Source organism: Priestia sp. BR_2, assembly GCF_041954005.1.
GTDB lineage: Bacteria > Bacillota > Bacilli > Paenibacillales > Paenibacillaceae > Paenibacillus_AQ > Paenibacillus_AQ lautus_A.
Genome location: NZ_JAVFHM010000229.1, coordinates 108,140 through 130,133, shown reverse-complemented (window position 1 = coordinate 130,133; position 21,994 = coordinate 108,140). Strand labels below are relative to the sequence as shown.

Below are 21,994 nucleotides of genomic sequence, written 5' to 3'. Positions count from 1 at the left end.
CCTTCATCGGTAAGACGGATACATTATAACGCAATCCACGCCGCAATCCCATAAGCTGCCGCGCCGCCAAGCAATGAGCTGACCAGATTGACCGCATCGTTGGACATCCAGGCATGTCCGCGCATGCGCACCGTATCCTGGCCGCAATGTCGAGACACTTCCACCGATTTGCCGCACGCCGGGCAGCGATACATTACCTGCATGGTCGCACCGAGGTACGAATCGGCAAAAGCTCCGACCATGCCGCCCGCAAGGGCAGCCAGGACATACGGCAACAGATCCGCATTCATGCCGCTCCACTCGGCCAGCAGCCATCCGCCTGCCCCAATCAGCATGCTCCCTGCCGCCGCCGCCGCGGAGCCGACCCAGGACACGCCGCCGGATTCCCCGGCTGTCAGCACCCTTCCGTTCAGCACGGAACGCGGAGGCTTCCGGCTAAGGCTGCCCACCTCCGTGGCCCAGGTATCCGCCGTCACCGTAGCCATGACGCCTATAAACAGGTACACCCACAGATGGGACGGAATCCATACGTTCAACAGACACAGCACCATGCCGATGCCGCCATTGGCGAAGACCTGACCGGCATCCCGCCGGCCGGTCTTGGCATAGGATTTCTCCAGGTCCGCCTTCCGCTGCTTTCCATGCCGCGAGAGCAGCGTGGACGTTATGAAAAAAAGAAGCAGGGTTCCGAACCAAAACGCGTTCCCTGCTCCGTAATATATGGTACCCATCAGAATAGCGGCTAAGGCTCCGGATTCCGATAACGATCGTTTCCTGTAAGCGGCTCCTGCCACGATGACGGCACCCGCTGCCCCGATCAGCCAATCCATCCGCGATCCCTCCCATAATAAAGCTTGTCAGATTACCCGATTTCGCAGCGGCCCAGACGGACGTCTCCCCAGAACAGTTCGAACACGTCGCCGGATTCCGTGGGTCCCACGCCGGCCGGCGTGCCTGTGAAGATCAAATCCCCTTGACCAAGACCGTAATGCTCGCCGATGTAATCGATGATGCGCTGAAGAGAGAAGATCATATCCTTCACATTCCCCCTCTGGACCTGGGCGCCGTTCTTCCAGACGGTAAAATCCTTATCCTCAAGCTTGGCGGTTCCCGGGAAAGCAATGGATGGCGTAAGCGGTGCGGAAGATTTAAACGCCTTTGCCGCCGTCCACGGGTGTCCTTTCTCCTTAATGACCGTCTGTACGTCACGCAGCGTGAAATCGATGCCAAGGGCCATCGTTTTTACAAGCTCGTCCACGGTCTTGCCTGGCGCGTAATCCTCTGCAAGCTGAATAACAAGCTCGCCTTCAAAATGAAGGCTGCCCCTGTCCATCGGCAGCTTCAGCACGCTGCCGTCCAGCGGAACGACGGCATGCGAGGGTTTAAGAAAAATCATCGGCTCTTCCGGTACGGCATTGCCGAGCTCCGCCGCATGCAGTTGGTAATTACGTCCTACACAATAAACGTTATTCACTAGGGCACACATCAATTAAAACCTCCATTTTCTTCGCCAGAACGGAACTTTTGGTGCAATTTTATGAATAAAGATTTGGCCCCATGTATCGGGCCGGTTCGTACAGATCATGATGGCGGGATTCATTCGGGCGAGCGATCTCATGCTCTTCGCATCATCCACCGTCCAAGCCATGGGCGTAATGCCGTTCTTCACCAGATCCGACGCAAAAGCCGCATCCAGGTGGGAATAGCCGATGGATAAAAAGGAACATTTCATTTGCTTCAAGCGTGCCAGCAAATTGCGAGGATGCGCATCGATGATAAGTCCGGTTTTCACGTCGGGCTCCAATTCCTTTGCCTTCATCAAAGCTTTCGGTTCAAACGAAGTAAGCACCACGTCCGGCAGCATCCGGTGGGCTTGAATCCGCTCCAGGACAGCGGCTTCCAGGCCGGGATACATGTCCCCGCTCGTTTTGAGTTCGATGTTAAGTTTCAATCGGCCTTTGACCAGCTGCAGGACCTCATCCAGCGATGGAACCTGCTCTCCCCTGAACTGGCGTCCCTTCCATTCTCCGGCGTCCATCCTCCGGATTTGCTGCCAGGTCAGATCCTTCACCTTGCCCTTCCCGGTCGTCGTACGATCCACGCTGAAGTCATGGATCACGACAGGGACCCCGTCCTGAGTCAGCTGCACATCAATCTCCATCCAATGCACGAAGGGCTCATCCATCGCCAACTGAATGGCTGCGCGCGTATTTTCAGGCGCTTTACCGGAAAACCCCCGGTGAGCCACGCATAAATTGTTCATGGTGGGACCTCCTTGATGTAACGTTTAACGAATTAGTCTGCGGCCTTGCCTGCTATAACTTCACCATCAAGCGCTATTTTGACGCCGCCGACGGATCGCTCCTGGACCTCTTTCAGCAGGGCTTCAGCTTCTTTGCCTTCAAGCGGAATGACCTGTCCGATCTCAGTACGGTAAGGCGTCAGCTTCAGGTCGCAGTCTCCTTGCTTGCTGCATGAAGCCCGGAACACGGCTGTTTTCCACGTATCCGCATTCGACGATTTGGTAAAGATGAAATTGCCGGTGCTGTACGCAATCCACTTACCCTTGTACTGCTCCAATCCCTGCAGCACATGCGGGTGGCCGCCGATAATCAGATCGGCGCCGCCGTCAATGAATGCGCGTGACAGATTGATCTGATGGACATTCGGCGTCTTATGAAGCTCCTCCCCCCAATGGGCGATGACAACCACCAGATCGGCCTTGTTCCTTGCCTCCTGGATCGCTTCAACCGCCTTGGGCAGCACATGGTCATAAGCCCCGGCGACCCCCGGCCTGTTCTCCAGCGCATACCAGGTCGTCTCCGGCAGGACGCGGCTGAACCCAAGCAAGGCAACCGTCATGCCCTGAAGCTCGAAATATTCGGCCGCAAAGGCTTCTTCCTCATTCCGTCCTGCTCCCACATAACGGATATCATGGTCCTTCAGGTGCTTCAAGGTATCCAATAGCCCCTCCTGCCCCTGATCCAGAATGTGATTGTTAGCCAGATTAACGGCTTCCACCCCGACATCCCGGAGGGCGGGCAATACGTCCGGAGAGGACTTGAATACGAATTTCTTGTTGGCGGCGCCAACGCCTCCGGTCGTAACCGGGGTTTCCAGATTAAGCACGGTTAGGTCGTCCTCCAGAAATGCGGTACCCAGGTGCTTGTAGGGATAATCGTATCCATGCTTCTTCAGCTCAGCCTCCACCTTGCCCGAGAACAACGTGTCCCCTGCAAAATGCATGACCACCCGCGCTGCCATCTCGTCATCGGCAGGTTCATCCGCTGCGCTGCCATCAGGCCCCGTTATCGCGGAATCGTGAGGTTCGCCGGGCTCCGTCGTCGTCGAAGGATCCGAATCCGTTCCCGCGCCTACATCCTGCTGTCCGGAGCCGGTGCTTCCCGCCTGCTCCCCTTCCATGCCAAAGTCCGGCATACCAGGGGGATAAGCCGTTTGCGGAACCGGATCTTCCTTGAATTTAAAATGATAAACAAGCAAAGCAGCGATCATAAAAATCAGGCATAGGTTCAGAATGAGCCAAACCTGTCCGGTTCGCTGCTTACGGGCCTTCTTCTCGGCCTTGCTTTTCTCTGATCGTGACAGATGCTGCATAGGTCACTCCTTTATTCACTCATGAGCTCGCGCAATAAGTCGTTTCCCCCATTATACCAGCTTCCCCATAAAGAATAGAACCCCCCGTCGCCGGGGAGTTCCATATCAAAGCATTCTGTTGAGAAATTCGAAATTCGGGTAATACGGCTTACAGTCCAATCAAGGTGATCACGGAGTCGCTGAGCGCCTCCATATAGAGCGGGTCGCTGTTCAAGGAGTCGATGCGCTCAAGCCGCATATCCATCTCCTTGGCAATGCTTTTGGCTTCGATATCCAAATCGTACAGCACCTCAAGATGATCCGATACGAAACCGACCGGCGCGACCAGCACGTCCTCCACCTGTTCTTCTTTGTTCAGCGCCTGCAGCGTATCCAGAATGTCCGGGCCCAGCCAAGGCTCCGCCGTCCGGCCGGCGCTTTGCCACGTAAACTGCCACTGCTTCACGCCTGCCTTCTCGGCTACGGCCTTGGATGTCTCAAGCAGCTGATCCTGATAAGGATCTCCGACGGACAAAATGCGTTCCGGAAGGCTGTGGGCACTGAACAGCACCCTCACGCTGTCCCGAACAGCCCCCGCTTGCTCGAACTGGTTCAGCTTCGCCGACACTCGGTCTGCAAAAGCCTCGATCAGTTTCGGATGCGTGTGATAGCTCTCCACGAACGAAATCTGAAGTCCCAGCTCATCGGCCTTCGCCTGGGCACGCTTCACGTAGGATCCGATGCTCATGGTGGAGTAGTGGGGAGCCAGCACGATGCCGACGGCTTCCTTGATGCCGTCCCGGACCATTTGCTCCACGCCGTCTTCGATATACGGAGCCGCGTGCTTCAAGCCTTGATAACACACGAACTCAAGATCGATGGCCCGGGGATCCGCATTTAATGTATCCTGCAGCGTGCGGACCTGCCGGTCCGTGTTCTCGCGGAGCGGAAACACGCCACCCACAATCGCCTCATAGCGGTCCGTCAGCTCCTTGAGCTGCTCTTCCGACGGCTTATTTCCGCGGCGGATATGCGTATAATAACTTTCGATTCCTTCCATGCTCTCCGGCGTGCCGTAGGACATGACCAATACGCCAATCTTATTCTTCATACCATCTCACCTCTGGCTAATAAAATATTCAACGTTTAAGAGCGTTGTGCTCCTGCCTGCAATGCTTGAGCGGAGTATTCGTGAATATACGAGGTCAGCTCACGCAGCTTCTCCAGGGAAGCCTCCGGGAATAAACCGTGTCCTAGATTAAACACAAAGCCCGGCTCCTGAATCCCCTGATCGATAATTTCTTTGGCATACTGCTGAATGACCGGCATCGGCCCGGTCAGAACCGTCGGATCCAAATTGCCCTGAACGGCATATTTATGCTCCAAACGGCGGCGTCCTTCCGTAATGGACACTCGCCAGTCGAGACCGATGACATCCGTGCTGAGATCCGTAAGCGTAGGCAGCAGTTCTCCTGAGCTTACCCCCGGGAAATAGATCTTCGGAACGCTTAGGTCCTGAAGCTCGGCAAAGATACGCTGAATGGTTGGAAGGACAAACGTTTGGAAATCCTTTGGAGACAAAGCTCCAACCCAGCTGTCGAACAATTGAAACGCTTTCCCGCCGTTTGCCACGTGGGCGCGCAAATAAGCGATCACCATGTCGCCGAGCTTGTCCATCAGCGAAAACCATACCTTCGGCTCGCTGTACATAAGCTCTTTCGTGCGAAGATAATTTTTGGAAGGTCTGCCTTCGATGAGATAACTGGCAATCGTGAACGGAGCACCGGCAAACGTAATGAGCGGAACGTCGAGCTCCTTGTCCAGAATGCGGATCGTCTCCAAAACATGGCCGAGATCACCTTCCACGTCGATCGGGCGAAGCTTCTCTACATCCGCTGCGGATCGGATCGGATTGTCGATCACGGGACCGATATTTTTCACAATATCGAAGTCTACCCCGATCGAGGCAACGGGATTCATGATATCGGAATATAAAATAGCCGCGTCCACGCCGAGCTTCCGTACCGGCATCAGGGTCACTTCTGCCGCCAGCTCGGGTTGACTGCATATTTCCAGCAGGGAGTACTTTTCTTTAATCTTTCGATACTCCGGGTCGTAGCGTCCCGCTTGTCGCATGTACCATACAGGAACGTGGTCCACTTCCTGCTTGCGGCAAGCGCGGATGAATTGATCGTTATAGGTCATGATTAGGCCCCCATCAATGTGTATAAAGTTTCCTAAAGAACATTATGCCCTTTTTAAAAGTAAGTAACAACCGTCTTACATGGACATCCTATGAAAATCGCATGACAATCTTATGACATTGTTAGCATTTGGCACTTTTTAAATATGTTATACTGGAAGAACGGCTTTTTTAGGGTAATTCCACATACGTCCGGTTCGCGCCGGACCCGACAGCTTAGAAAGGAAGTGAAAGGCACATTGACCAATTGGAAAATCAATCTCATTGTGCTTTGGTTCGGGCAGTTCTTGGTCAACTCCGGGATGACCATGATCACCCCGTTCCTGACATTGTATTTGGCGCAGGACCTGAATGTCGTAGGAGACCGGGAGATAGGAGTATGGGCCGGATTGATCTTTGCGGCCAACTTCCTGACCTCGTTTATTTTTCAGCCGATCTGGGGAAAAGTCGCCGATAAGTACGGACGCAAAATCATGCTGCTGCGCTCCGGCTTCGGCATGGCGCTTGTCATCGCATGCATGGGCTTTGCCACCCATCCGTGGCATCTGCTGGCTCTTCGGCTGCTGAACGGTACCATATCGGGATTTAACCCTGCGGCGATATCGCTCGTATCGGGCACGACGCCCAAGAATCGGATGGGGTTTGCGATGGGCATCATGCAATCCGGACAAGTCGCCGGCACCATACTCGGTCCGTTGATCGGCGGACTCATGGCCAGCTGGGTCGGCTTCCGGCCGATTTTCTATATTACAGGCGGGTTAATCTTTACGGCCTCGCTGCTCGCCTTGTTCCTCGTCAAGGAAAACTTCAACCGCGAGCGGGCGGCCAAGGCGCCGCAGCCATCGGTTATCGCCGGGCTCAAGGAGCTGAGCCACATTCCGCAGCTGCCGGCGTTATTCGCCGTCACGTTCCTGCTTCAATTCGCGATGATCAGCCCTATGGCGCTGCTCCCGCTGTATGTTCAGAAGCTTCATGGATCCGCGGTGGATATCGCGATATGGGCCGGATTCGTCGTGGCGGTCACGGGGCTGTCGAACATGATCGCCTCCCCGATACTCGGCAAGCTCAGCGACAAGGTCGGCGCGCACCGCATACTGACGTACGCCTTGATCGGTACGGGACTTACGTTGATCCCGCAAGCCTTCGTGCAATCCGTGTGGCAGCTGATCATCGTGCGGTTCATGATGGGCGTGTTCATGGGCGGGCTGCTGCCAAGCGTCAACGCGCTGATTCGCTCCTACACGCCGGACGGCATGGAAAGCCGCTCCTTCGGCTTCAACACAAGCTCGCTTGCGCTTGGCAACATGCTGGGCGCGGTAATCGGCGGATTCTTATCCGGATTCATCGGAATCGAAGGATTGTTCGTTACATCCGGCTGCCTGCTGATCATCAATATGTTATGGGTGAGACGGAAACTGTTCTCGCATAAGCCTTCGCCCAAATACCGTTGAGCCTGCCAGCAGAATAACAGCAACCGTCTTATCCAAAAAGGGGCTGTCCCGTGGTCTAACCGACCCGAGGACAGCCCCTTTGTGTTATCTGTTTCATCCCTTCACGCGCGCAAGGATCAGCCCGTCATAGGCGGGCAGCAGCGTGCTGATCAGCCTCTCGTCCGTCGCGATGATTTCATTAAAGCGGCGGACGGCCTGAACCGAAGGACCGTTCTTCTCCGAGTTCAGCGTCCGGCCCCGCAAAAAGCAATTGTCTCCGGCAATGAGGGCACCGGGATTGGCAAGCTCCATGGCATATTCCAAGTACAGAGGATAGTTCTCCTTATCCGCATCAATAAAGAAAAAATCGAATGTCCGCCCTTCCTGCTTCAAAACCTCCAGGCTATCCGCCGCCGGACCGATGCGGTACTCCACCTGATCCTTGAATCCGGCCTTCTCCAGATGACGTCCTGCGAGTGCCGCGTATTCTTCCTTCAGCTCTAAGGACGTGAGCTTGCCGTCGGCTGCAAGTCCGCGACACAGACAGATGCCGCTATAGCCGCCAAGGGCGCCGATTTCGAGAATATTCCTTGCGCCGGCAGCCTGTACCAGCATGGTCAGCAGCCGGCCGTATGCCGGTGCCACCGAAACCTCCGGCATCCCGTGCTCGCGGATGGCTTCTATTACAAGCCGAAGCTCTTCATCTTCAGGGTATAATTGGTTAACATAATCATCAGGGGTCGTAAGCAATGAAGCTGCCTCCTTTTTCTCATAACATGCCTTGACTCCGTTAAACCTAACGAGAACTATCATATGATAATTGTCTTAGTCAATGCAATCGCCTATACTATATAGATTGAACCGGCGGCGACTCTCGCCGTACACATGTTAAATGGAGTTGACATCGTTAATGCCTCGATTACAATTGATCGCGACGGCCCCGATGGGGCTGGAAGCCGTCGTTGCCCGCGAGTTGAAAGAGCTCGGGTATGCCGACATGGAAGTAGAGAATGGAAGAGTTACCTTTTCGGGTGACCTGATCGATATTTGCCGCTGCAATCTATGGCTCCGGACGTCGGACCGAATCCTCGTCAAGATGGGGGAATTTACGGCCCTGACCTTCGACGAGCTCTTTGAAGGAACCAAAGCGCTGCCGTGGGAGGAATGGATTCCGGCGGATGGCGAATTCCCCGTGGAAGGACGTTCCCATAAATCGCAGCTTAGCAGCGTTCCCGCCTGTCAGGGCATCGTGAAAAAAGCTATCGTGGAGAAGCTGAAGCTCTCGCACCGCACGGAATGGTTCCCCGAGGACGGTCCCCGTTATGTAGTCGAGGTATCTCTCTTGAAGGATCGAGCCATCCTGACGCTGGATACGACAGGGCCCGCCCTGCATAAACGAGGTTACCGCAAGCTGGTGACGGAAGCTCCGCTGAAAGAAACGATGGCTTCCGCCCTGCTTCAGTTAAGCCGCTGGGGCCCGCATCGCCCGCTGTATGACCCGTGCTGCGGTTCGGGCACGATCCTGATTGAAGCCGCCATGATGGCCTGGAACATTGCGCCTGGCCTGCGCCGGTCGTTCCCGTCCGAGCACTGGGATATCATCGGAGACAGCCTGTGGGAGGATGCGCGCGAGGAGGCGTTTGATGCGGTGAAGGACGATATTCCGCTCCATATCGCAGGAAGCGATATCGACCCGAAAGCCATCGAAGTAGCCAAAGCCGCTGCCAAAAGCGCGGGCCTTGCCGGCGAAATCGACTTCAAGGTCCTTCCAGCGGCCAAAGCCATCCCTGATGGCGAATTCGGCTGTATTATCACTAATCCGCCTTACGGCGAACGGTTAAGCGAGAAAGAGGAAGTTGAACGTTTGATCCGCCAATTCGGCTCCGTCATGCATTCGCTTCCGACCTGGTCCTTCTTCGCGATCAGCCCGACCAAGCAATTCGAGCATTACTTCGGCCGCAAGGCGGACAAGCGCCGCAAGCTGTTCAACGGCCGGATCGAGTGCCAGTATTATCAATATCTGGGGCCCTTGCCACCGCGTAACAAATCGGCGGAATAACGTCATGACGCCGCTTGAACCGCCGCCTTCGGGCGGCTTTTTTGTCTGCATCGCCGTTTGAATTCATGCCGGGCCAAGCTATAATTAGAAAAGCGTCTATCTACGTTCTTGCATAGAAATCAGACAACGTTTCGAGAATGTTATAGTTTTAGATAAAGGAGGATACCCTCGTGCTCTCATCGCCGTCATGGATCGATATCCGCAGCCGGGTCTCCAAAGGACTGCATTACCGGTACACCGCCTATCTGTTATTCCTTATCCTCATGATGTACAAGCTGATCATGCTGGATCATCAGCTTCATATTGCCAACATGAAGCTGGACCGGGCCGACTATGTGATCGCCGTCGGCTCGCTCCTGCTGATCTCCTTCTGGACCTTATGGCTCCCGGCAAGAGGCCGGCTTGCTTCATTAACCCTACTGAATCTGGTATGGACGGGGATCCTGTACGCCGATTTAATCTATTACCGGTACTTCGATGATTTCATAACGGTGCCGGTGCTCATGCAGGCCGGGCAAGTCGGCTCGCTCGGAGACAGCATCCGTTCCCTTATACACGGCGCCGACCTGTTCTTTTTTATCGATTGGGTTGCCATCGTCCCGTTTACGGCCGTGATGGTGTTCCGCAAACGAACATCGACCTCCGAAACGTACGGGTTCCCGGGTGAATTTCAGCGGCATCGGCGGAAACGGGTGTTTGGCCGGTTGGCAGCTGGTACGCTCGTCTTCATCCTTGGCATGGTGATGACTTTCGTTCCCATCAAGAAAGCGTCCGATACTTGGGCTGTCGGCCTCTTTGAAGGCAATTGGTGGAATATTACGCTATATAACGTGACGGGACTTATCGGTTTTCACGGATATGATCTGTACCGTTACGGCCGGGATCATCTCATCGGCCAGCCGAAGCTGGCAGATGAAGAGGTTAACCAGGTCAAGGCATGGTTTGATGCCAAGCATGGTAAAGCATCCGGAACCGGGGCTTTGTTCGGCAAGTATAAAGGCAGCAACGTCATCATGATCCAGACGGAGGCCTTCATGAATTTTGTCATTGGCCAGTCGATTGGGGGGCAGGAAATTACCCCCAACTTCAACCGTTTGATGAAGGACAGCATGTATTTCAGCAATTTCTACCATCAAACCGGGCAAGGACGAACGTCCGATGCGGACTTTGTCACGCACAGCTCCCTGCTTCCCCTGCCCACGGGTTCCGTGTTTACGCGATATGCCGACCGCGAGTACGATACTCTTCCGGAGATTCTGAAGGAGCAGGGTTATGCAGCAAACGTGTTCCATGCCTATGACAGCAGCTTCTGGAACCGGACGACGATGTATCGGGAAATGAACTATGACCGTTTTTACAGCAAGAAGGATTATGAAATGAACGATGTGCTCGGATGGTCGCTGAGCGACAAAGCATTCTTCGCGCAATCGCTGGATCGTATGAAAGGCATCGAGCAGCCCTTCTATTCCTTCCTGATTACGTTAACGAGCCATCATCCGTATTATGTCCCGAAGGATGCCCGCAAGCTGGATACTGGAGAGTTTGAAGGCACGATGTTCGGGGATTATCTGCAGTCGATCCATTATGTGGACGAAGCCTTCGGCCAGTTCGAGGAGCAGATGAAGCAGCAAGGGCTGTGGGATAATACCATACTGCTCATCTATGGCGATCACGATAATTCGATCAAGGAAATATCGGACTATGAGAAGTTTCTTGGACGGGATCTGAACGCACTCGACATGGAACAGATCATGAACCAGGTCCCCCTGCTCATTCGCCTGCCTGACGGCGGGAATGCCGGAATATATCCCGAGGCCGCCGGCATGATGAACGTGACGCCGAGCATCCTTCATCTTCTCGGCGTATCGGAAGCGCCGTATTACTGGATCGGGGGCCATCTGTTTGATGATAAGCCGCGTCTGATTCCGCTGCGCAGCGGCGCTTTTTCCGAAGAGAAGGTGTTCTACCTGCCTTCTGAAACGGCCGGGCTGGAAGGTGGAACCTGTTATGATCTGACAACGCGTCAGCCAACCGACATTCAGGCCTGCCGTGACGGGTACGACGAAACCCGAAAGCAGCTGCAAATCTCGGACCAAGTCATCACGTACGATCTGCTGAAGTTATTTAAAGCACAGGGCAAGGGTGAAATGGAGTAACAGAACAGCTTCGATTTAGGTTCAACCCAAGACCCAGGCGCCCCGCTTAACCAAAAAAACAGGCTGATCATGATGATCAGCCTGTTGTTTAATGCGATTTTCGATAAGACCATGTCCCCTTACAAGAAGACCCTTATTCTTGCCGCATGCTTCTTCCACCCTGCCCAATAGGACACTGACTCGAGTCGGTTTCCCCATCTTTGGCAAACGTTTCACACATATCACCTGAGCTTCTTCTAGGATGGCCGCCCCAGCTTCATATAAGTTGGCCAAAAAGCCCGTTCAAAGCTTGAAAGCTCTGGAACGGGCTTGCACAGGATGATTTACTTTTTAGCCGAACGAAGCTTGGACAGGCGTTCCTTCTCTTCACCTAACAACTCTTCCGCCAATTCCACGGCGTTTCGGTTCCCCTGCTCGATCACCTGAGCGACCGCTTGCTCTGTATGGGATAACGAATTCTCCGCTTGCTGAATTAACTGTTCCGTCGGATGGGACATGGCCGAGGATACGGCACGGTGCAGTTTCTCCACGGAATCTAACGCGCTGTTGCTTGGACTGTTGGAGTGAAGACTGGAATCGTGACTGTTCATGACGGATGCTCCCTTCTAAAGTCGTTGTTCCTGTTGCCCTCTTAGCATGGATGGCTGAGCCAGGAACTATACCCGTAGAAATGGGAAATCCATGAATCTTCGATTGGGGGCCCGAACAGCCCGTTGGTTACTTCACAAACGGCAGCGCCTTTGCCAGCACCTCATCCTCTGTAGGTGCGCTGACATACCGGCCGTTGATATAAATGAATGCGCGTTTGCCGCAAGGACCGCAATAGGATTTACAGCCGATCTTAATGTCGGCATCCGGCACCATTTTCTGAATCTTCGGGATGATTGTCTTCAATTTCGTATGCCTGCATTTCTCGCAGACGCGAATATCATTAGCCATTATTCATTACCTTCTTTGTTCTGAAGTATCCTAGTGGTCGCCGTGATTCCCTTGGGATGGATTCGTAATGACAAAGCCTTCCTCGGGAAAATAAAGATAGTCGATTTTGACGCCGTCCAGAAAAGGTTGTCCAGCCTCCAAAATGACGTCGATCTCTTTATCCGTCGATACGACGACATCGCTTTCCTTAGGTGTGTCCAGATCCAGTCCATAGTGGGCATGATCGCCATGCGCATGGGTAACCAGCACGCGAAGTTTTTTGTCCTTGTTTTCTTCCTTGTCCAGCTCTCGCTTTATCACTTTGGCCGCATTGCGGGTAATTTTACATTTCACGTATATTCATCTCCTCACGGATGTTTCATTCAATATGTTATTGTAGACCCCTGCCGACTTTTTCGCAAGGGTTCTATCCGTATTGCCGCTGCCCGAAGGCCGCTTACCTTGCGCGCTTGACCGTGCCTTGGTTCTCACCGAGCAAACCCGGATATTTCCGTTCGACGCGGGATACGAACCAGTTCATCAGCAGCATCGTGACTCCGATATCATCGATCGGCAGGAAAGGCATGAAATCCGGCAGTACCCAGTACAGCGCAACCGGAACCAGGAATAACAGCTTGTCCCCTAAAGCAACCCGGGAAGAGGCCAAGTACCCGAATATCCGCTGGAATACGTGCGACCAGCGCCGAAGCGACCATAATCTTCTCCACTTCATGGTGCATACCTCCATTCCAATTGCATGAATATATATTACCCAATTCCTGAATCTCTAAGAAATCCCGGCCATTCCTATGCGGCCCGCAATCAATCAGAGGGCGAAAAGAGGCCACTGCCTTGATCCATGACAAGCAGCGGCCGATTCTTCTATCTTTGTATACGTTTAGGAATGCTTCTCGTTTCATTATCAGGTTATTCCAAAGACATGAACGCCGACAGGATCGATCCCACCTCGACGCACAGGTCCTCGAAATCCTCGAGCGGCAGCGGATTAATCCCATAACCGATCTCCACCGTAAAGCCCGGTCTCCTGAAATGCTGAATGAACCAATCCTTGTAGCCCGCATCGCTCCCCTGAAGCTTCACCGGCCTGTAACCGCCCGCCTGACCCATTATTCTGGCCATGTTCTCGCTTTCCGGAGGTTCGTAGTCCCTGTAATTCCAATAAATTTCCCTGCCTTGGCTGTGAAGGGAAACGGCTCGTTCTGGAGAGATCGACAGGGTATGCTGATAGACGGTCTCGGCTTCCGGCTCGCTCAGCGGCTTAGCCCCCGCATAATCCTGCGGAGAAGGACGCGTTTTGCCCCTGCGAGCAACTTCCTCGTTCCAATGCGCCGGGAATTGGTCCCCCAAATCCACGCCGTTGATATTCGCCTTCCAGCGGCGAAAGTCCTCGCGACCGCCATTCCATTCCAGCAGACGTTCATAATAGGGATGAGAAGGTGTGATTCCTTCTTGTACGAGTTCTACCCCGTCCGGGTTTGCCATCGGGACAACCCACAGCGTATAGTCCTGGTACCAGGCCGTCGGTTCCTGATGATAAACCGTTGAATCTTGGACCAACGCCCTGCCGTACTCCTCCATGAATCGCATCAGACAAGGAGTGGTGATCCATTCATTGGCATGCAGCGATGCATTCATGTGAAGGTTCTTCGAGCCTTTGCCGATTTTGGCCGCATATATGGGTTTGCCGAGCACGCTCCGTCCGATGACGCTCCACTCGATGGCAGGGTAAAGCAGCTGCATCTCTTGGATATCGCGCTCCAGATCCCCCGGCCCATATTCGCCGGTTAACCGTATCAAATGCTTATGCGTTGGGCCCGGCAGAACGATCGTTTTTCCCTGGGGCAGCTGATTAGCCGATAAACCGGGATTCAATTCTTCCAAGGCTTCCTTGCGAAACCGGAACGCACTGGCAATACGATCAAACGTATCATGCTCCTGAATGACATACCGCCGGCGCAGCGATGCAGGAAGATAGAGCATTTGTCCCTGCTGGAGATACGGCTGCTGGGCGGCCCATGGATTTGCCGTAATCAGCTGTTCATACGCCAGACCATATCTGGCAGCCACGCGTCTTAGTGTATCGCCTTTCTGTACGACATATTGCTGCATAATGGATTCCTTTCCGCGGCTAAGCCGCTTCAATTAGCGTCCAATCCATGTATATGAGCAGCCGCTTGTCCGACATGAGTGATGCAGCCGATCGAAACGGCGCCAAGCCCCTTCCTATCGTATGAAGGCGATCGTGAAACCAAAGAAAGGCAGGAAAGGGCCCCATCCCTTGTCCTGCCTGCCTCGCATACTCGTATTCGCAATCATTCTAATAAGCTTTAAAGTATGAACCGTGAATTATAGCTTCGTAATCTGCCATACCACCGGCGTCCGCTTGATATGCTCACCAAGCCATTCGGTTGCAATGCTCTGAAAAATTTCCGGATCTCCTGTACAGAAAAATTGATGCACCGGCCCTTCCATGCTGCTCGCGAGTTGGCCTTTATCGTACAGAATCGTGCTGACTTCGCGTGCCGTTTCATCGGCGGAGCTGATCAGCTTCACATTCGGCCCCATGACGGTTTGAATCGTATTCATGAGAAACGGATAGTGGGTACAACCCAGGATCAGGCAATCAATGGAGGTATCCTTGATGCCTCGTAGCGATCGCTCCACCACCTGCAGGGAATCCTTGGACCGGAACAATCCGTGTTCGACGAGCGGTACCAATTCGGGGCAGGCTTGACTCTCTACCCCGATATATGGTGACAGCTGTTTCAGAGCCGCTGTATACGCTCCGCTGCCAATGGTTCCGACCGTACCGATCACGCCGACGTGTCCGGTCTTCGTAGCGCTTATGGCGGCTCGTGCCCCTGGATGAATGACACCGATGACCGGCACGGGCACTTTGGACGAAATATAATCAAGCGCCGCCGCCGTTGCCGTATTACAGGCGATAACGATCATTTTGGGATCATATTGAATTAAATAATCTACGATTTGCTCCGTAAATAAACGGACTTCTTCCGGTGTACGGGGTCCGTAGGGTGCGCGAGCTGTATCTCCGAAATAAATAATCTTCTCTCTCGGGAGCTGTCTCATCACTTCTTTGGCGACAGTCAGCCCGCCCACACCCGAGTCTAGTATTGCGATTGCTTGCTGCACGAACCCACCGCTTCCTTCTTGTCAAATTCATGGTTTACAGTGATACCATATGTCATTTCGGATCGAAATGTACCTTAAATCTTACCCCAATTCCCCCCTATCTTCAACAAGGGCGCCGTTGTGAAAAACCTTGGATACGATGTTCAAGCAATTGTAGGACTCTTGCTCCAGATGTGGAGCTTAGGTAGTTTATACTATAGTAAGCGCGCGTATAGAAAAGGAGAATCTCACGTGAATGACAGCATACATCGCACGGGCCTTTTTCAGGCTGCGGAGCAGTTTATCGGGCTCTGTTATGCAGAGTTAAACCGGACCGGGGAAGAAGTGCAGTCCCGGATCCGCGACATCCGCTCACAGATCGAGCGGACAGGTACATATGAACATACGATAGAGGAACTGACGCACGGGGCCAAAATGGCCTGGCGAAACAGCAACCGCTGTATCGGGAGACTGTTTTGGGATCGCCTGAAGGTCATTGATGCCAGACACTTAACGAAGACCTCCGACATCTTTTCGGCGCTTCTCCACCATATCGAGAGTGCCACCCATGGCGGAAAGATCATACCTACGATTACCATTTTCAGAGCTGCGCGTCCCGGGGAAGCTCCCCTAATGATCAAAAACCATCAATTGATTCGGTATGCGGGTTACGAAACGCCGGACGGCACGATTGGCGACCCGGCTTCGATCGCCTTCACGAAGGAATGCATGGAGATGGGTTGGCAGGGTGACTTGACCGCCCATGATGTGCTGCCGCTGGTGGTGCAGCAGGGGAATGAGCCGCCCGAGTGGCTGCCGATACCGAAATCCTCCGTGCTGGAGGTCTGCCTGGAGCATCCTGATCTTCCGGAGCTTAAAGAGGAAGGGTTAAAATGGTACGGGGTGCCTCTCATCTCGGACATGCTGCTTGAGATCGGGGGCGTTACGTATACGGCCGCTCCGTTCAACGGATGGTATATGGGAACCGAAATCGGTGCCCGCAACCTCGCAGATGAGGCCCGTTACAACAAGCTTCCGCTCATCGCCAAGCTGATGGGACTGGAGACTTCAAGCGAAGCCACCTTGTGGAGGGATCGTGCCCTGGTCGAACTCAATGTGGCCGTGCTCTATTCCTACAAAAAGGCGGGCGTCAGCATCGTGGACCATCACTCGGCTGCAGCCCAGTTCGGTCTGTTCGAACGGCGTGAAGCGCAGGCCGGGCGCGAGCTTACCGGAGACTGGAGCTGGCTGATTCCTCCGGTTTCGCCGGCCACCACGCATATTTTTCATGCATCCTATCATAATGACATGCATTCGCCGAATTTCCATTATAGGAACAAGGGACAATAATCCCGCCTGACCATGCTAAACACCTAAACGCAGCAAAGCCGGGGCGTTTGGCGCCGCCCCGGCTTTTCATGTATTTTGGCGTGATCCTTATTCCCGTAATCGATGTGCTGAAGACTGATGATCCTGGTTTTAATCGTTGATCTTCTCTTCCGAAACAGAGGGCACATACGCCTCTTCTTCAAAATCCTCATCAAACGAGGACACCTGTGCGATTTCCTCTTCTGCCAGCCAGCTCTCCTGCCGGTTCCGCCAGGACTGAATGTCGGAGATGACATGCTCGGCACGATCCGTCATGATGCCGATCAGATTAACTCCCTGCTCTCCTACCTTCTCCGCTGCCTCCTGCACCTTAGCACCGATTCCGCGTGCGCCGTCAGCAATGTCATCCCGAAGCTCTTTGCCGGATTTCGGAGCCAGAAGAAGTGCGGTAATAGAACCTGCAACACTGCCGATCAATACTCCCCAGAGGAGTCCTTTGCTCTTCTCTTTCATATCCCATCTCTCCTTCTATTTGGCTTGCCCTTCGCCGGACTTGGAGGCATATTTGTTCCAGGAATGCCAGAGCGTCATCCCGGCATCCACCCAACGGAACATCTCCCCGATCTGCCGTTCATTATCGAGGCGAGCACGTTCCAGATGCTCAATGGCCGTTATGGAAGCTTTTTTCCCAACAGCATGAACCGCATCGGCCGTCTTGGCTAAGGCTGTCGCTGCACTGGACATGGAAGCGGCAAAAGCTTCGCCGGCTGCCAGCTGACGCTGTATCATCTCCAAAGAGACGGAAGCCTGCTCAAGCACTTGCGAAGCCTCCTGTGCCAATCGGGCGCTGTCTTCTTCAAGCCGGCCCAGCATGGTCTCAGCCCGCCGCATCAGCTTTCTAATCGACAGCATCATGACCACCGCGGCAACCGCGATCAGCACGATGCCGGCGGCAGCGGCCAGCGCACTCCATTCTGTCATCGGGAACTCCTCCTTTCGTCCGACCGGGCGAATGCCTAGTCGCTTGATGCATTATAAGCAGGTTGGGCTTGTCTTGACACAACATCGGCGATCTTTTTATTTCGGCCAGAGAACAACGAATATTCCCGTCCGCTCAAGGAACATGCCGGCAACGGTACGAATTCAACAAAAAACAGACCGTTCAGAGGATTCCCTGAAGGTCTGTTCTTCCATGAGTCATATAGATGAGAGAGCCCATGCGGGCATGGGAGAAATCATTCAAGCTAAGCTAAGCAGCCATCAGTACAGTTCGTTCTTTAAATATTCGCGAACGTTTCCCGCAAACTGCTCCAGCACATCGGGAAGTACGGGCGTTAAAGAATGCAACGCCTGCCGGTCCCAATCATAGTAGTCCTGTACGAGCGGCTTACGTAAACGAACCAGCTCCATCAGAACCTTATGAACCTCTTGCGGAAACACCTTTTCCTCATGATTGATATCCATGATATCTTCGTAACTGCTGGCATCCCGCATAATAAATCCGTCGATCAGGTAGCTGCCCACATCCGTGACGACCTCGATCGCCAGATGAAGCGCACGCTCCTGAACCAGGCCCAGCACCAGGCCTCCGTCCCAAGATTGCGCCGCGGCCCGCAAACCTTCCGCAATGTCCGGAATTGCGTTCAGCCGCCGTTCAATTTGCTCTTGATTCACATAATACACCGCAAATCTCCTCCAGCCTGTTGTTGTAAGTCTATCTACGCCTACACTTCAAAATCAACGCTAAGCGTATGATCTTTCACCGTATTGATGTATTGGATCACTTCCTGGTGTACGGGGTGAACGGCATAAGCCTGCAAATCTTCAAGATTGTCCACTTCAACGATCAAAGCCAAATCATAAGAGCGCTCGGAGCGGATCACATCGGCACCCGCTTCAAGGGATTTCAGCATCGGAATTTTCCCGTCCATGTCACGCAGCACCTGCACGGTTTTCTCAATATTCTCTGCGGTTGGATCCTTCAATTTAAAAAAAACAATATGTTTAATCATCGTCCGTTCCTCCATCTCTAGCATATATGTAAAACTAAAACTCTCGTATCTATCATACCCCGTTCGACCGGAAAAAGAAATCGCTCCCACGTACATGAGGAACATACAAGGCTCTCCAGTTATAACCAAACAGGAGCATCGACTGGACGGCGCCAGAACGTGCTCCTGAATGAACATCCTATTAAAAAAGCCGGTCATTTGGATTTATGCGCTAAATATGGTTCAGCATGTTCCGGGCAATCCAGACCCCGGCGGCTCCTGCCTGAGCAAGCCCTCGGGTAATTCCGGCGCCATCCCCGCCGCAATACAGCCCCTTGATCTCCGTCTCGAAGGAATCCGACAGCTTCGGCCTTGCGGAGTAAAACTTGGCCTCGACGCCATAGAACAACGTGTGCTCCGACGCGATCCCCGGCGTGACTTGATCAAGCGCTTCAACCATCTCGATCAGACTTTTCATCGTGTTGTAAGGCAGCACCAAGCCAAGATCGCCTGGAACGGCTTCCTTCAGCGTCGGCTCAAGAAACCCTTCGCGGATTCTGCCCTCGGTGGATCTCCGGCCGCGAAGCACGTCGCCGAATTTCTGCACGATGACCCCGCCGCTGGACAGATCATTCGCCCGCTTGCATATTTCGCGCGCGTATTCGTTAGGCTTATCAAACGGCTCCGTAAACTTATGGGATACCAGCAGCGCAAAGTTCGTATTGGCCGAGCCCAACGCCGGATCCTTGTAGGAATGGCCGTTGGCGGCCATGACGCCGCTGTGGTTTTCCACCACGACATGGCCGGAAGGATTACTGCAGAATGTCCGCACGCGGGTCCCGACCGAAGTGTTGAAGATGAATTTGCCTTCATACAAATGCTCGTTGATTTCACGCATGACCACATCCGAGGTTTCGACGCGCACGCCGACATCCACTTGGTTATTATGCATTTTCAATCTGCGTTTTTTAAGAATGCCGGTCAACCAGGCAGACCCGTCGCGGCCGGGGGCAACCATCACCAGATTCGCCTCATGGACCTCTCCGCCCTTCATCGCGATGCCGGTGACGCGGTGGGTGCCGTCCTCCTTGACGGTGACGATGTCCTCGACCTCCGCCCGGAATGCCATATCAATCCTTGTCTTTAAATATTCATAAATCGACTTCAGGATTTCCAAATTCTGCTCGGTTCCAAGATGCCTTACCTGTGCACGAAGCAGCTTAAGGCCTGCTGCGTATCCTCGCTGTTCAATATCGCGGATCGCATGGATCGTCGGATCTGTAATGGCAGGCGTCGCCCCATGCTCCAGGTTGATGGCGTCCACATATTGAATGAGCTCCATGACTTTGGATCCGGGCAAATAATCGGTCATCCAGCCGCCAAACTCTGTGGTTATGTTGAATTTGCCGTCACTGTATGCCCCGGCTCCACCAAATCCGGCCGTAATCGAGCAGGCCGGCAGGCAACCGGCGAATTCCTTCCGGCCTACCGCCGGAGGACACAGCTTAATCTTCTCCTCCAGAATCGGACAGCTTCTCCGGTAAATATCATGTCCCTTGTCAACCAGCAGCACCCTGCTGCCCGGTGATTTCAATGTCAGCTCATAACATGCAAAAATTCCCGCAGGACCGGCACCAACAACGATAACATCATATTTGCTCATCATATCCCCCTGTGTGTTTGACTGTCGTTTGCGCACACCGATTTCAGGCACAAAAAAATCCTGCTCCGAATAGGTATGCTTGCGCACCCTATTCGTAGTCAGGAATTTAAGGTCCCTTGTAGAAACCCCTGAACCTTATTTTCAGGGATATACGAATAAGCCTATTTTTCTCTTCAACAACCATAGTTAATATAAAACGGAATTACGAATGAGTCAATACGAATATTTGAAATTGTTCGTCTTTTGCGATAAATTTCGATTTATACAGGGGAATGATCGTTAATTTTTATATAAATACGAACAATGTTCCAACAAGACCAAATACACATTGTAGGTCTATCGAACCACCGCACCGGCTCCATAAATCATGTAACAACGAAATGGAAACAAATGTTTAGTGATTGGCTATTGAAAAGCTAGTGTCGAATATTGTAGTATTGTGTTAAAAAAATCGGAGGAATTATGCCTACACAACTGCAGCAAGAAAAACACTCCATTGAGGCGTGGTCCCTGATCAACCGTAAATATTTGGGGAAAGGCGTGCGAGTCAAGCGCTTTCGTCGGCCGACCCGCTGCCAAATTCGTAACCGCGTCCTGCTAGCCGTACTTATGGCCAACGATATCAAATTGTCGCAATTGGCCGAGGAACTGGGAGTATCCTCCCGTAGCGTCAGCGCCTGGGTATATGAGGGACGCGTTCCCGGAAAAAACAACCTGGAGAAAGCCTGCGACTACTTGGGTTATCCCCGCCACATTCTCTTCAGAGAAGAATTGCTGGACAAGTCGCCCTTGATCTGTCAGCCAGCGCCTTCCCGATTCATGAAACGCACCCTGACACGCTCTCCGGTCAGCAATCGGATTCTGACAGGCCTGTGCATGGTTCATGATTTGTCGGTGAGCGATGTCAGCCGCTGGATCGGCGTGCATCCCGGCACGTTCCGCAAATGGCTGCACCAAGGCACCGTACCTTCAGCAGCATTTCAGGAGAAAGCGGAACAGTTCTTTCGAATCCCTAAGTCTGTGTTATTCGCAGATTGCGCACTGAAGCAAGAGTCCCGATAAAACTAGCCGTTAAACCAATAACCATACTTATGATCTCACACAAATGCTCTGCTTGCCGGACTCCATTCGGCCAAGCCGGGCTTATTTTGTGTCATGGCATAGTTCGAGGTTTTCAGGGAATACAAGTAACATCGGGCGTACGAAAGCATCCAGGAATGAGGTGACTGACCAATGAAGCTGCGTCAGAAGGAAATTGGCGCTTCACTGGGATTGCTGGCTGGAACGACCATGGGAAGCGGCATCGGATTCCTGCTCGGATGGCACTCCTACAATCTGATGATCCTGGTTTCCCTCTTCGGTTTTTTCGGTATTGCAGCCGGTCTTTGGGCAGGCTCCCGAAGAATATTCAAAGAACTCCCTTAAAAACCATGTGAGGCTCGTCGTTCTGCCTGATTCTTGCTGAACGTTCAGGCATAAGCTCAAAAAAAGCAGGCCG

24 protein-coding genes and 1 riboswitch are annotated in these 21,994 nt (G+C 53.3%); of the genes, 6 read left to right on the top strand and 18 right to left on the bottom strand.

The annotated features are described in order from the left end of the window. Positions 1-23 precede the first annotated feature (23 nt). The 6 genes from RB298_RS18630 to hemE form a co-directional block, all read right to left on the bottom strand. Positions 24-830: a DUF92 domain-containing protein gene (locus RB298_RS18630; protein WP_192571026.1), complete on the bottom strand. Its 807-nt coding sequence runs from the start codon at positions 828-830 to the stop codon at positions 24-26. 32 nt (positions 831-862) lie between these two features. Continuing rightward, positions 863-1,486, bottom strand: coding sequence for a fumarylacetoacetate hydrolase family protein (locus RB298_RS18625; RefSeq protein ID WP_015736707.1), 624 nt, complete (start codon positions 1,484-1,486; stop codon positions 863-865). A gap of 3 nt (positions 1,487-1,489) precedes the next feature. Continuing rightward, a complete protein-coding gene (locus RB298_RS18620) occupies positions 1,490-2,263 on the bottom strand; it encodes a glycerophosphodiester phosphodiesterase (RefSeq protein ID WP_486047949.1) in 774 nt (257 codons plus the stop codon). Between the two features lie 32 nt (positions 2,264-2,295). Then, on the bottom strand, positions 2,296-3,615 hold the full coding sequence (locus RB298_RS18615; protein WP_486047947.1) for a CapA family protein: 1,320 nt from the start codon (positions 3,613-3,615) through the stop codon (positions 2,296-2,298). Between the two features lie 148 nt (positions 3,616-3,763). After that, positions 3,764-4,705 (bottom strand): ferrochelatase, encoded by a 942-nt coding sequence (hemH, locus tag RB298_RS18610; RefSeq protein ID WP_486047945.1) that lies wholly within the window; start codon positions 4,703-4,705, stop codon positions 3,764-3,766. A gap of 35 nt (positions 4,706-4,740) precedes the next feature. Beyond that, entirely contained in the window at positions 4,741-5,799 is a 1,059-nt protein-coding gene (gene hemE / locus RB298_RS18605; protein WP_015736711.1) for a uroporphyrinogen decarboxylase, read from the bottom strand. 237 nt (positions 5,800-6,036) lie between these two features. Between hemE and RB298_RS18600 the strand changes: the two genes are divergently transcribed. Next, positions 6,037-7,248: an MFS transporter gene (locus tag RB298_RS18600; RefSeq protein WP_486047943.1), complete on the top strand. Its 1,212-nt coding sequence runs from the start codon at positions 6,037-6,039 to the stop codon at positions 7,246-7,248. Between the two features lie 93 nt (positions 7,249-7,341). On the opposite strand, the gene RB298_RS18595 is transcribed toward RB298_RS18600, so the two are convergent. After that, positions 7,342-7,977: an O-methyltransferase gene (locus RB298_RS18595; RefSeq protein WP_486047941.1), complete on the bottom strand. Its 636-nt coding sequence runs from the start codon at positions 7,975-7,977 to the stop codon at positions 7,342-7,344. A 160-nt stretch (positions 7,978-8,137) separates the two neighbouring features. Here RB298_RS18595 and RB298_RS18590 point away from each other — a divergent pair, with 160 nt between their 5' ends. Both RB298_RS18590 and RB298_RS18585 read left to right on the top strand, forming a co-directional pair. Continuing rightward, positions 8,138-9,286, top strand: a complete 1,149-nt coding sequence (locus tag RB298_RS18590; RefSeq protein ID WP_375120484.1) for a THUMP domain-containing class I SAM-dependent RNA methyltransferase — start codon at positions 8,138-8,140, stop codon at positions 9,284-9,286. 170 nt (positions 9,287-9,456) lie between these two features. Beyond that, positions 9,457-11,442, top strand: a complete 1,986-nt coding sequence (locus RB298_RS18585; RefSeq protein WP_486047939.1) for an LTA synthase family protein — start codon at positions 9,457-9,459, stop codon at positions 11,440-11,442. A 323-nt stretch (positions 11,443-11,765) separates the two neighbouring features. Here RB298_RS18585 and RB298_RS18580 read toward each other — a convergent pair whose 3' ends face one another. The 6 genes from RB298_RS18580 to racE form a co-directional block, all read right to left on the bottom strand. Beyond that, positions 11,766-12,032, bottom strand: a complete 267-nt coding sequence (locus RB298_RS18580; protein ID WP_009593780.1) for a hypothetical protein — start codon at positions 12,030-12,032, stop codon at positions 11,766-11,768. 127 nt (positions 12,033-12,159) lie between these two features. Then, positions 12,160-12,381, bottom strand: a complete 222-nt coding sequence (locus RB298_RS18575) for a YuzB family protein (RefSeq protein WP_015736716.1) — start codon at positions 12,379-12,381, stop codon at positions 12,160-12,162. Positions 12,382-12,411: 30 nt separating this feature from the next. Further along, positions 12,412-12,714: a HesB/IscA family protein gene (locus tag RB298_RS18570; RefSeq protein ID WP_009593786.1), complete on the bottom strand. Its 303-nt coding sequence runs from the start codon at positions 12,712-12,714 to the stop codon at positions 12,412-12,414. Positions 12,715-12,817: 103 nt separating this feature from the next. Next, positions 12,818-13,093: a hypothetical protein gene (locus tag RB298_RS18565; RefSeq protein ID WP_015736717.1), complete on the bottom strand. Its 276-nt coding sequence runs from the start codon at positions 13,091-13,093 to the stop codon at positions 12,818-12,820. A 194-nt stretch (positions 13,094-13,287) separates the two neighbouring features. Beyond that, positions 13,288-14,490: a M14 family metallopeptidase gene (locus tag RB298_RS18560; RefSeq protein ID WP_096776678.1), complete on the bottom strand. Its 1,203-nt coding sequence runs from the start codon at positions 14,488-14,490 to the stop codon at positions 13,288-13,290. A 237-nt stretch (positions 14,491-14,727) separates the two neighbouring features. Further along, on the bottom strand, positions 14,728-15,534 hold the full coding sequence (racE, locus tag RB298_RS18555; RefSeq protein WP_009593789.1) for a glutamate racemase: 807 nt from the start codon (positions 15,532-15,534) through the stop codon (positions 14,728-14,730). Positions 15,535-15,765: 231 nt separating this feature from the next. On the opposite strand from racE, the gene RB298_RS18550 reads away from it, so the two are divergent. Continuing rightward, positions 15,766-16,863 carry a nitric oxide synthase oxygenase gene (locus RB298_RS18550; RefSeq protein WP_486047937.1) on the top strand — a complete coding sequence of 366 codons (1,098 nt, stop codon included), beginning with the start codon at positions 15,766-15,768 and terminating at the stop codon, positions 16,861-16,863. 129 nt (positions 16,864-16,992) lie between these two features. On the opposite strand, the gene RB298_RS18545 is transcribed toward RB298_RS18550, so the two are convergent. From RB298_RS18545 to RB298_RS18525, 5 genes are all read right to left on the bottom strand, one after another. Further along, a complete protein-coding gene (locus RB298_RS18545) occupies positions 16,993-17,355 on the bottom strand; it encodes a YtxH domain-containing protein (protein ID WP_375120488.1) in 363 nt (120 codons plus the stop codon). A 15-nt stretch (positions 17,356-17,370) separates the two neighbouring features. After that, a complete protein-coding gene (locus RB298_RS18540) occupies positions 17,371-17,823 on the bottom strand; it encodes a DUF948 domain-containing protein (RefSeq protein ID WP_096776074.1) in 453 nt (150 codons plus the stop codon). Positions 17,824-18,102: 279 nt separating this feature from the next. Beyond that, on the bottom strand, positions 18,103-18,525 hold the full coding sequence (locus RB298_RS18535; protein ID WP_009593787.1) for a DUF86 domain-containing protein: 423 nt from the start codon (positions 18,523-18,525) through the stop codon (positions 18,103-18,105). Positions 18,526-18,566: 41 nt separating this feature from the next. Next, positions 18,567-18,854, bottom strand: a complete 288-nt coding sequence (locus RB298_RS18530; RefSeq protein ID WP_486047935.1) for a Dabb family protein — start codon at positions 18,852-18,854, stop codon at positions 18,567-18,569. 211 nt (positions 18,855-19,065) lie between these two features. Continuing rightward, positions 19,066-20,496 (bottom strand): NAD(P)/FAD-dependent oxidoreductase, encoded by a 1,431-nt coding sequence (locus RB298_RS18525; RefSeq protein ID WP_486047934.1) that lies wholly within the window; start codon positions 20,494-20,496, stop codon positions 19,066-19,068. 75 nt (positions 20,497-20,571) lie between these two features. Next, positions 20,572-20,671, bottom strand: a riboswitch (purine riboswitch). Positions 20,672-20,958: 287 nt separating this feature from the next. Here RB298_RS18525 and RB298_RS18520 point away from each other — a divergent pair. Both RB298_RS18520 and RB298_RS18515 read left to right on the top strand, forming a co-directional pair. Further along, complete coding sequence (locus RB298_RS18520) at positions 20,959-21,558, top strand: helix-turn-helix domain-containing protein (protein ID WP_009593788.1); 600 nt, start codon at positions 20,959-20,961, stop codon at positions 21,556-21,558. A gap of 171 nt (positions 21,559-21,729) precedes the next feature. Beyond that, complete coding sequence (locus RB298_RS18515; RefSeq protein ID WP_213579402.1) at positions 21,730-21,921, top strand: hypothetical protein; 192 nt, start codon at positions 21,730-21,732, stop codon at positions 21,919-21,921. The last annotated feature ends 73 nt before the right edge of the window (positions 21,922-21,994 follow it).

What these genes read in the sequence shown, in the direction of transcription:
- RB298_RS18630 (WP_192571026.1), bottom strand. Translation starts at nt 830, where the DNA reads ATGGATTGGCTGATCGGGGCAGCGGGTGCCGTCATCGTGGCAGGAGCC.
- RB298_RS18625 (WP_015736707.1), bottom strand. Translation starts at nt 1,486, where the DNA reads ATGTGTGCCCTAGTGAATAACGTTTATTGTGTAGGACGTAATTACCAA.
- RB298_RS18620 (WP_486047949.1), bottom strand. Translation starts at nt 2,263, where the DNA reads ATGAACAATTTATGCGTGGCTCACCGGGGGTTTTCCGGTAAAGCGCCT.
- RB298_RS18615 (WP_486047947.1), bottom strand. Translation starts at nt 3,615, where the DNA reads ATGCAGCATCTGTCACGATCAGAGAAAAGCAAGGCCGAGAAGAAGGCC.
- hemH (WP_486047945.1), bottom strand. Translation starts at nt 4,705, where the DNA reads ATGAAGAATAAGATTGGCGTATTGGTCATGTCCTACGGCACGCCGGAG.
- hemE (WP_015736711.1), bottom strand. Translation starts at nt 5,799, where the DNA reads ATGACCTATAACGATCAATTCATCCGCGCTTGCCGCAAGCAGGAAGTG.
- RB298_RS18590 (WP_375120484.1), top strand. Translation starts at nt 8,138, where the DNA reads ATGCCTCGATTACAATTGATCGCGACGGCCCCGATGGGGCTGGAAGCC.
- RB298_RS18580 (WP_009593780.1), bottom strand. Translation starts at nt 12,032, where the DNA reads ATGAACAGTCACGATTCCAGTCTTCACTCCAACAGTCCAAGCAACAGC.
- RB298_RS18575 (WP_015736716.1), bottom strand. Translation starts at nt 12,381, where the DNA reads ATGGCTAATGATATTCGCGTCTGCGAGAAATGCAGGCATACGAAATTG.
- RB298_RS18565 (WP_015736717.1), bottom strand. Translation starts at nt 13,093, where the DNA reads ATGAAGTGGAGAAGATTATGGTCGCTTCGGCGCTGGTCGCACGTATTC.
- RB298_RS18560 (WP_096776678.1), bottom strand. Translation starts at nt 14,490, where the DNA reads ATGCAGCAATATGTCGTACAGAAAGGCGATACACTAAGACGCGTGGCT.
- RB298_RS18545 (WP_375120488.1), bottom strand. Translation starts at nt 17,355, where the DNA reads ATGAAAGAGAAGAGCAAAGGACTCCTCTGGGGAGTATTGATCGGCAGT.
- RB298_RS18540 (WP_096776074.1), bottom strand. Translation starts at nt 17,823, where the DNA reads ATGACAGAATGGAGTGCGCTGGCCGCTGCCGCCGGCATCGTGCTGATC.
- RB298_RS18530 (WP_486047935.1), bottom strand. Translation starts at nt 18,854, where the DNA reads ATGATTAAACATATTGTTTTTTTTAAATTGAAGGATCCAACCGCAGAG.
- RB298_RS18525 (WP_486047934.1), bottom strand. Translation starts at nt 20,496, where the DNA reads ATGAGCAAATATGATGTTATCGTTGTTGGTGCCGGTCCTGCGGGAATT.
- RB298_RS18520 (WP_009593788.1), top strand. Translation starts at nt 20,959, where the DNA reads ATGCCTACACAACTGCAGCAAGAAAAACACTCCATTGAGGCGTGGTCC.
- RB298_RS18515 (WP_213579402.1), top strand. Translation starts at nt 21,730, where the DNA reads ATGAAGCTGCGTCAGAAGGAAATTGGCGCTTCACTGGGATTGCTGGCT.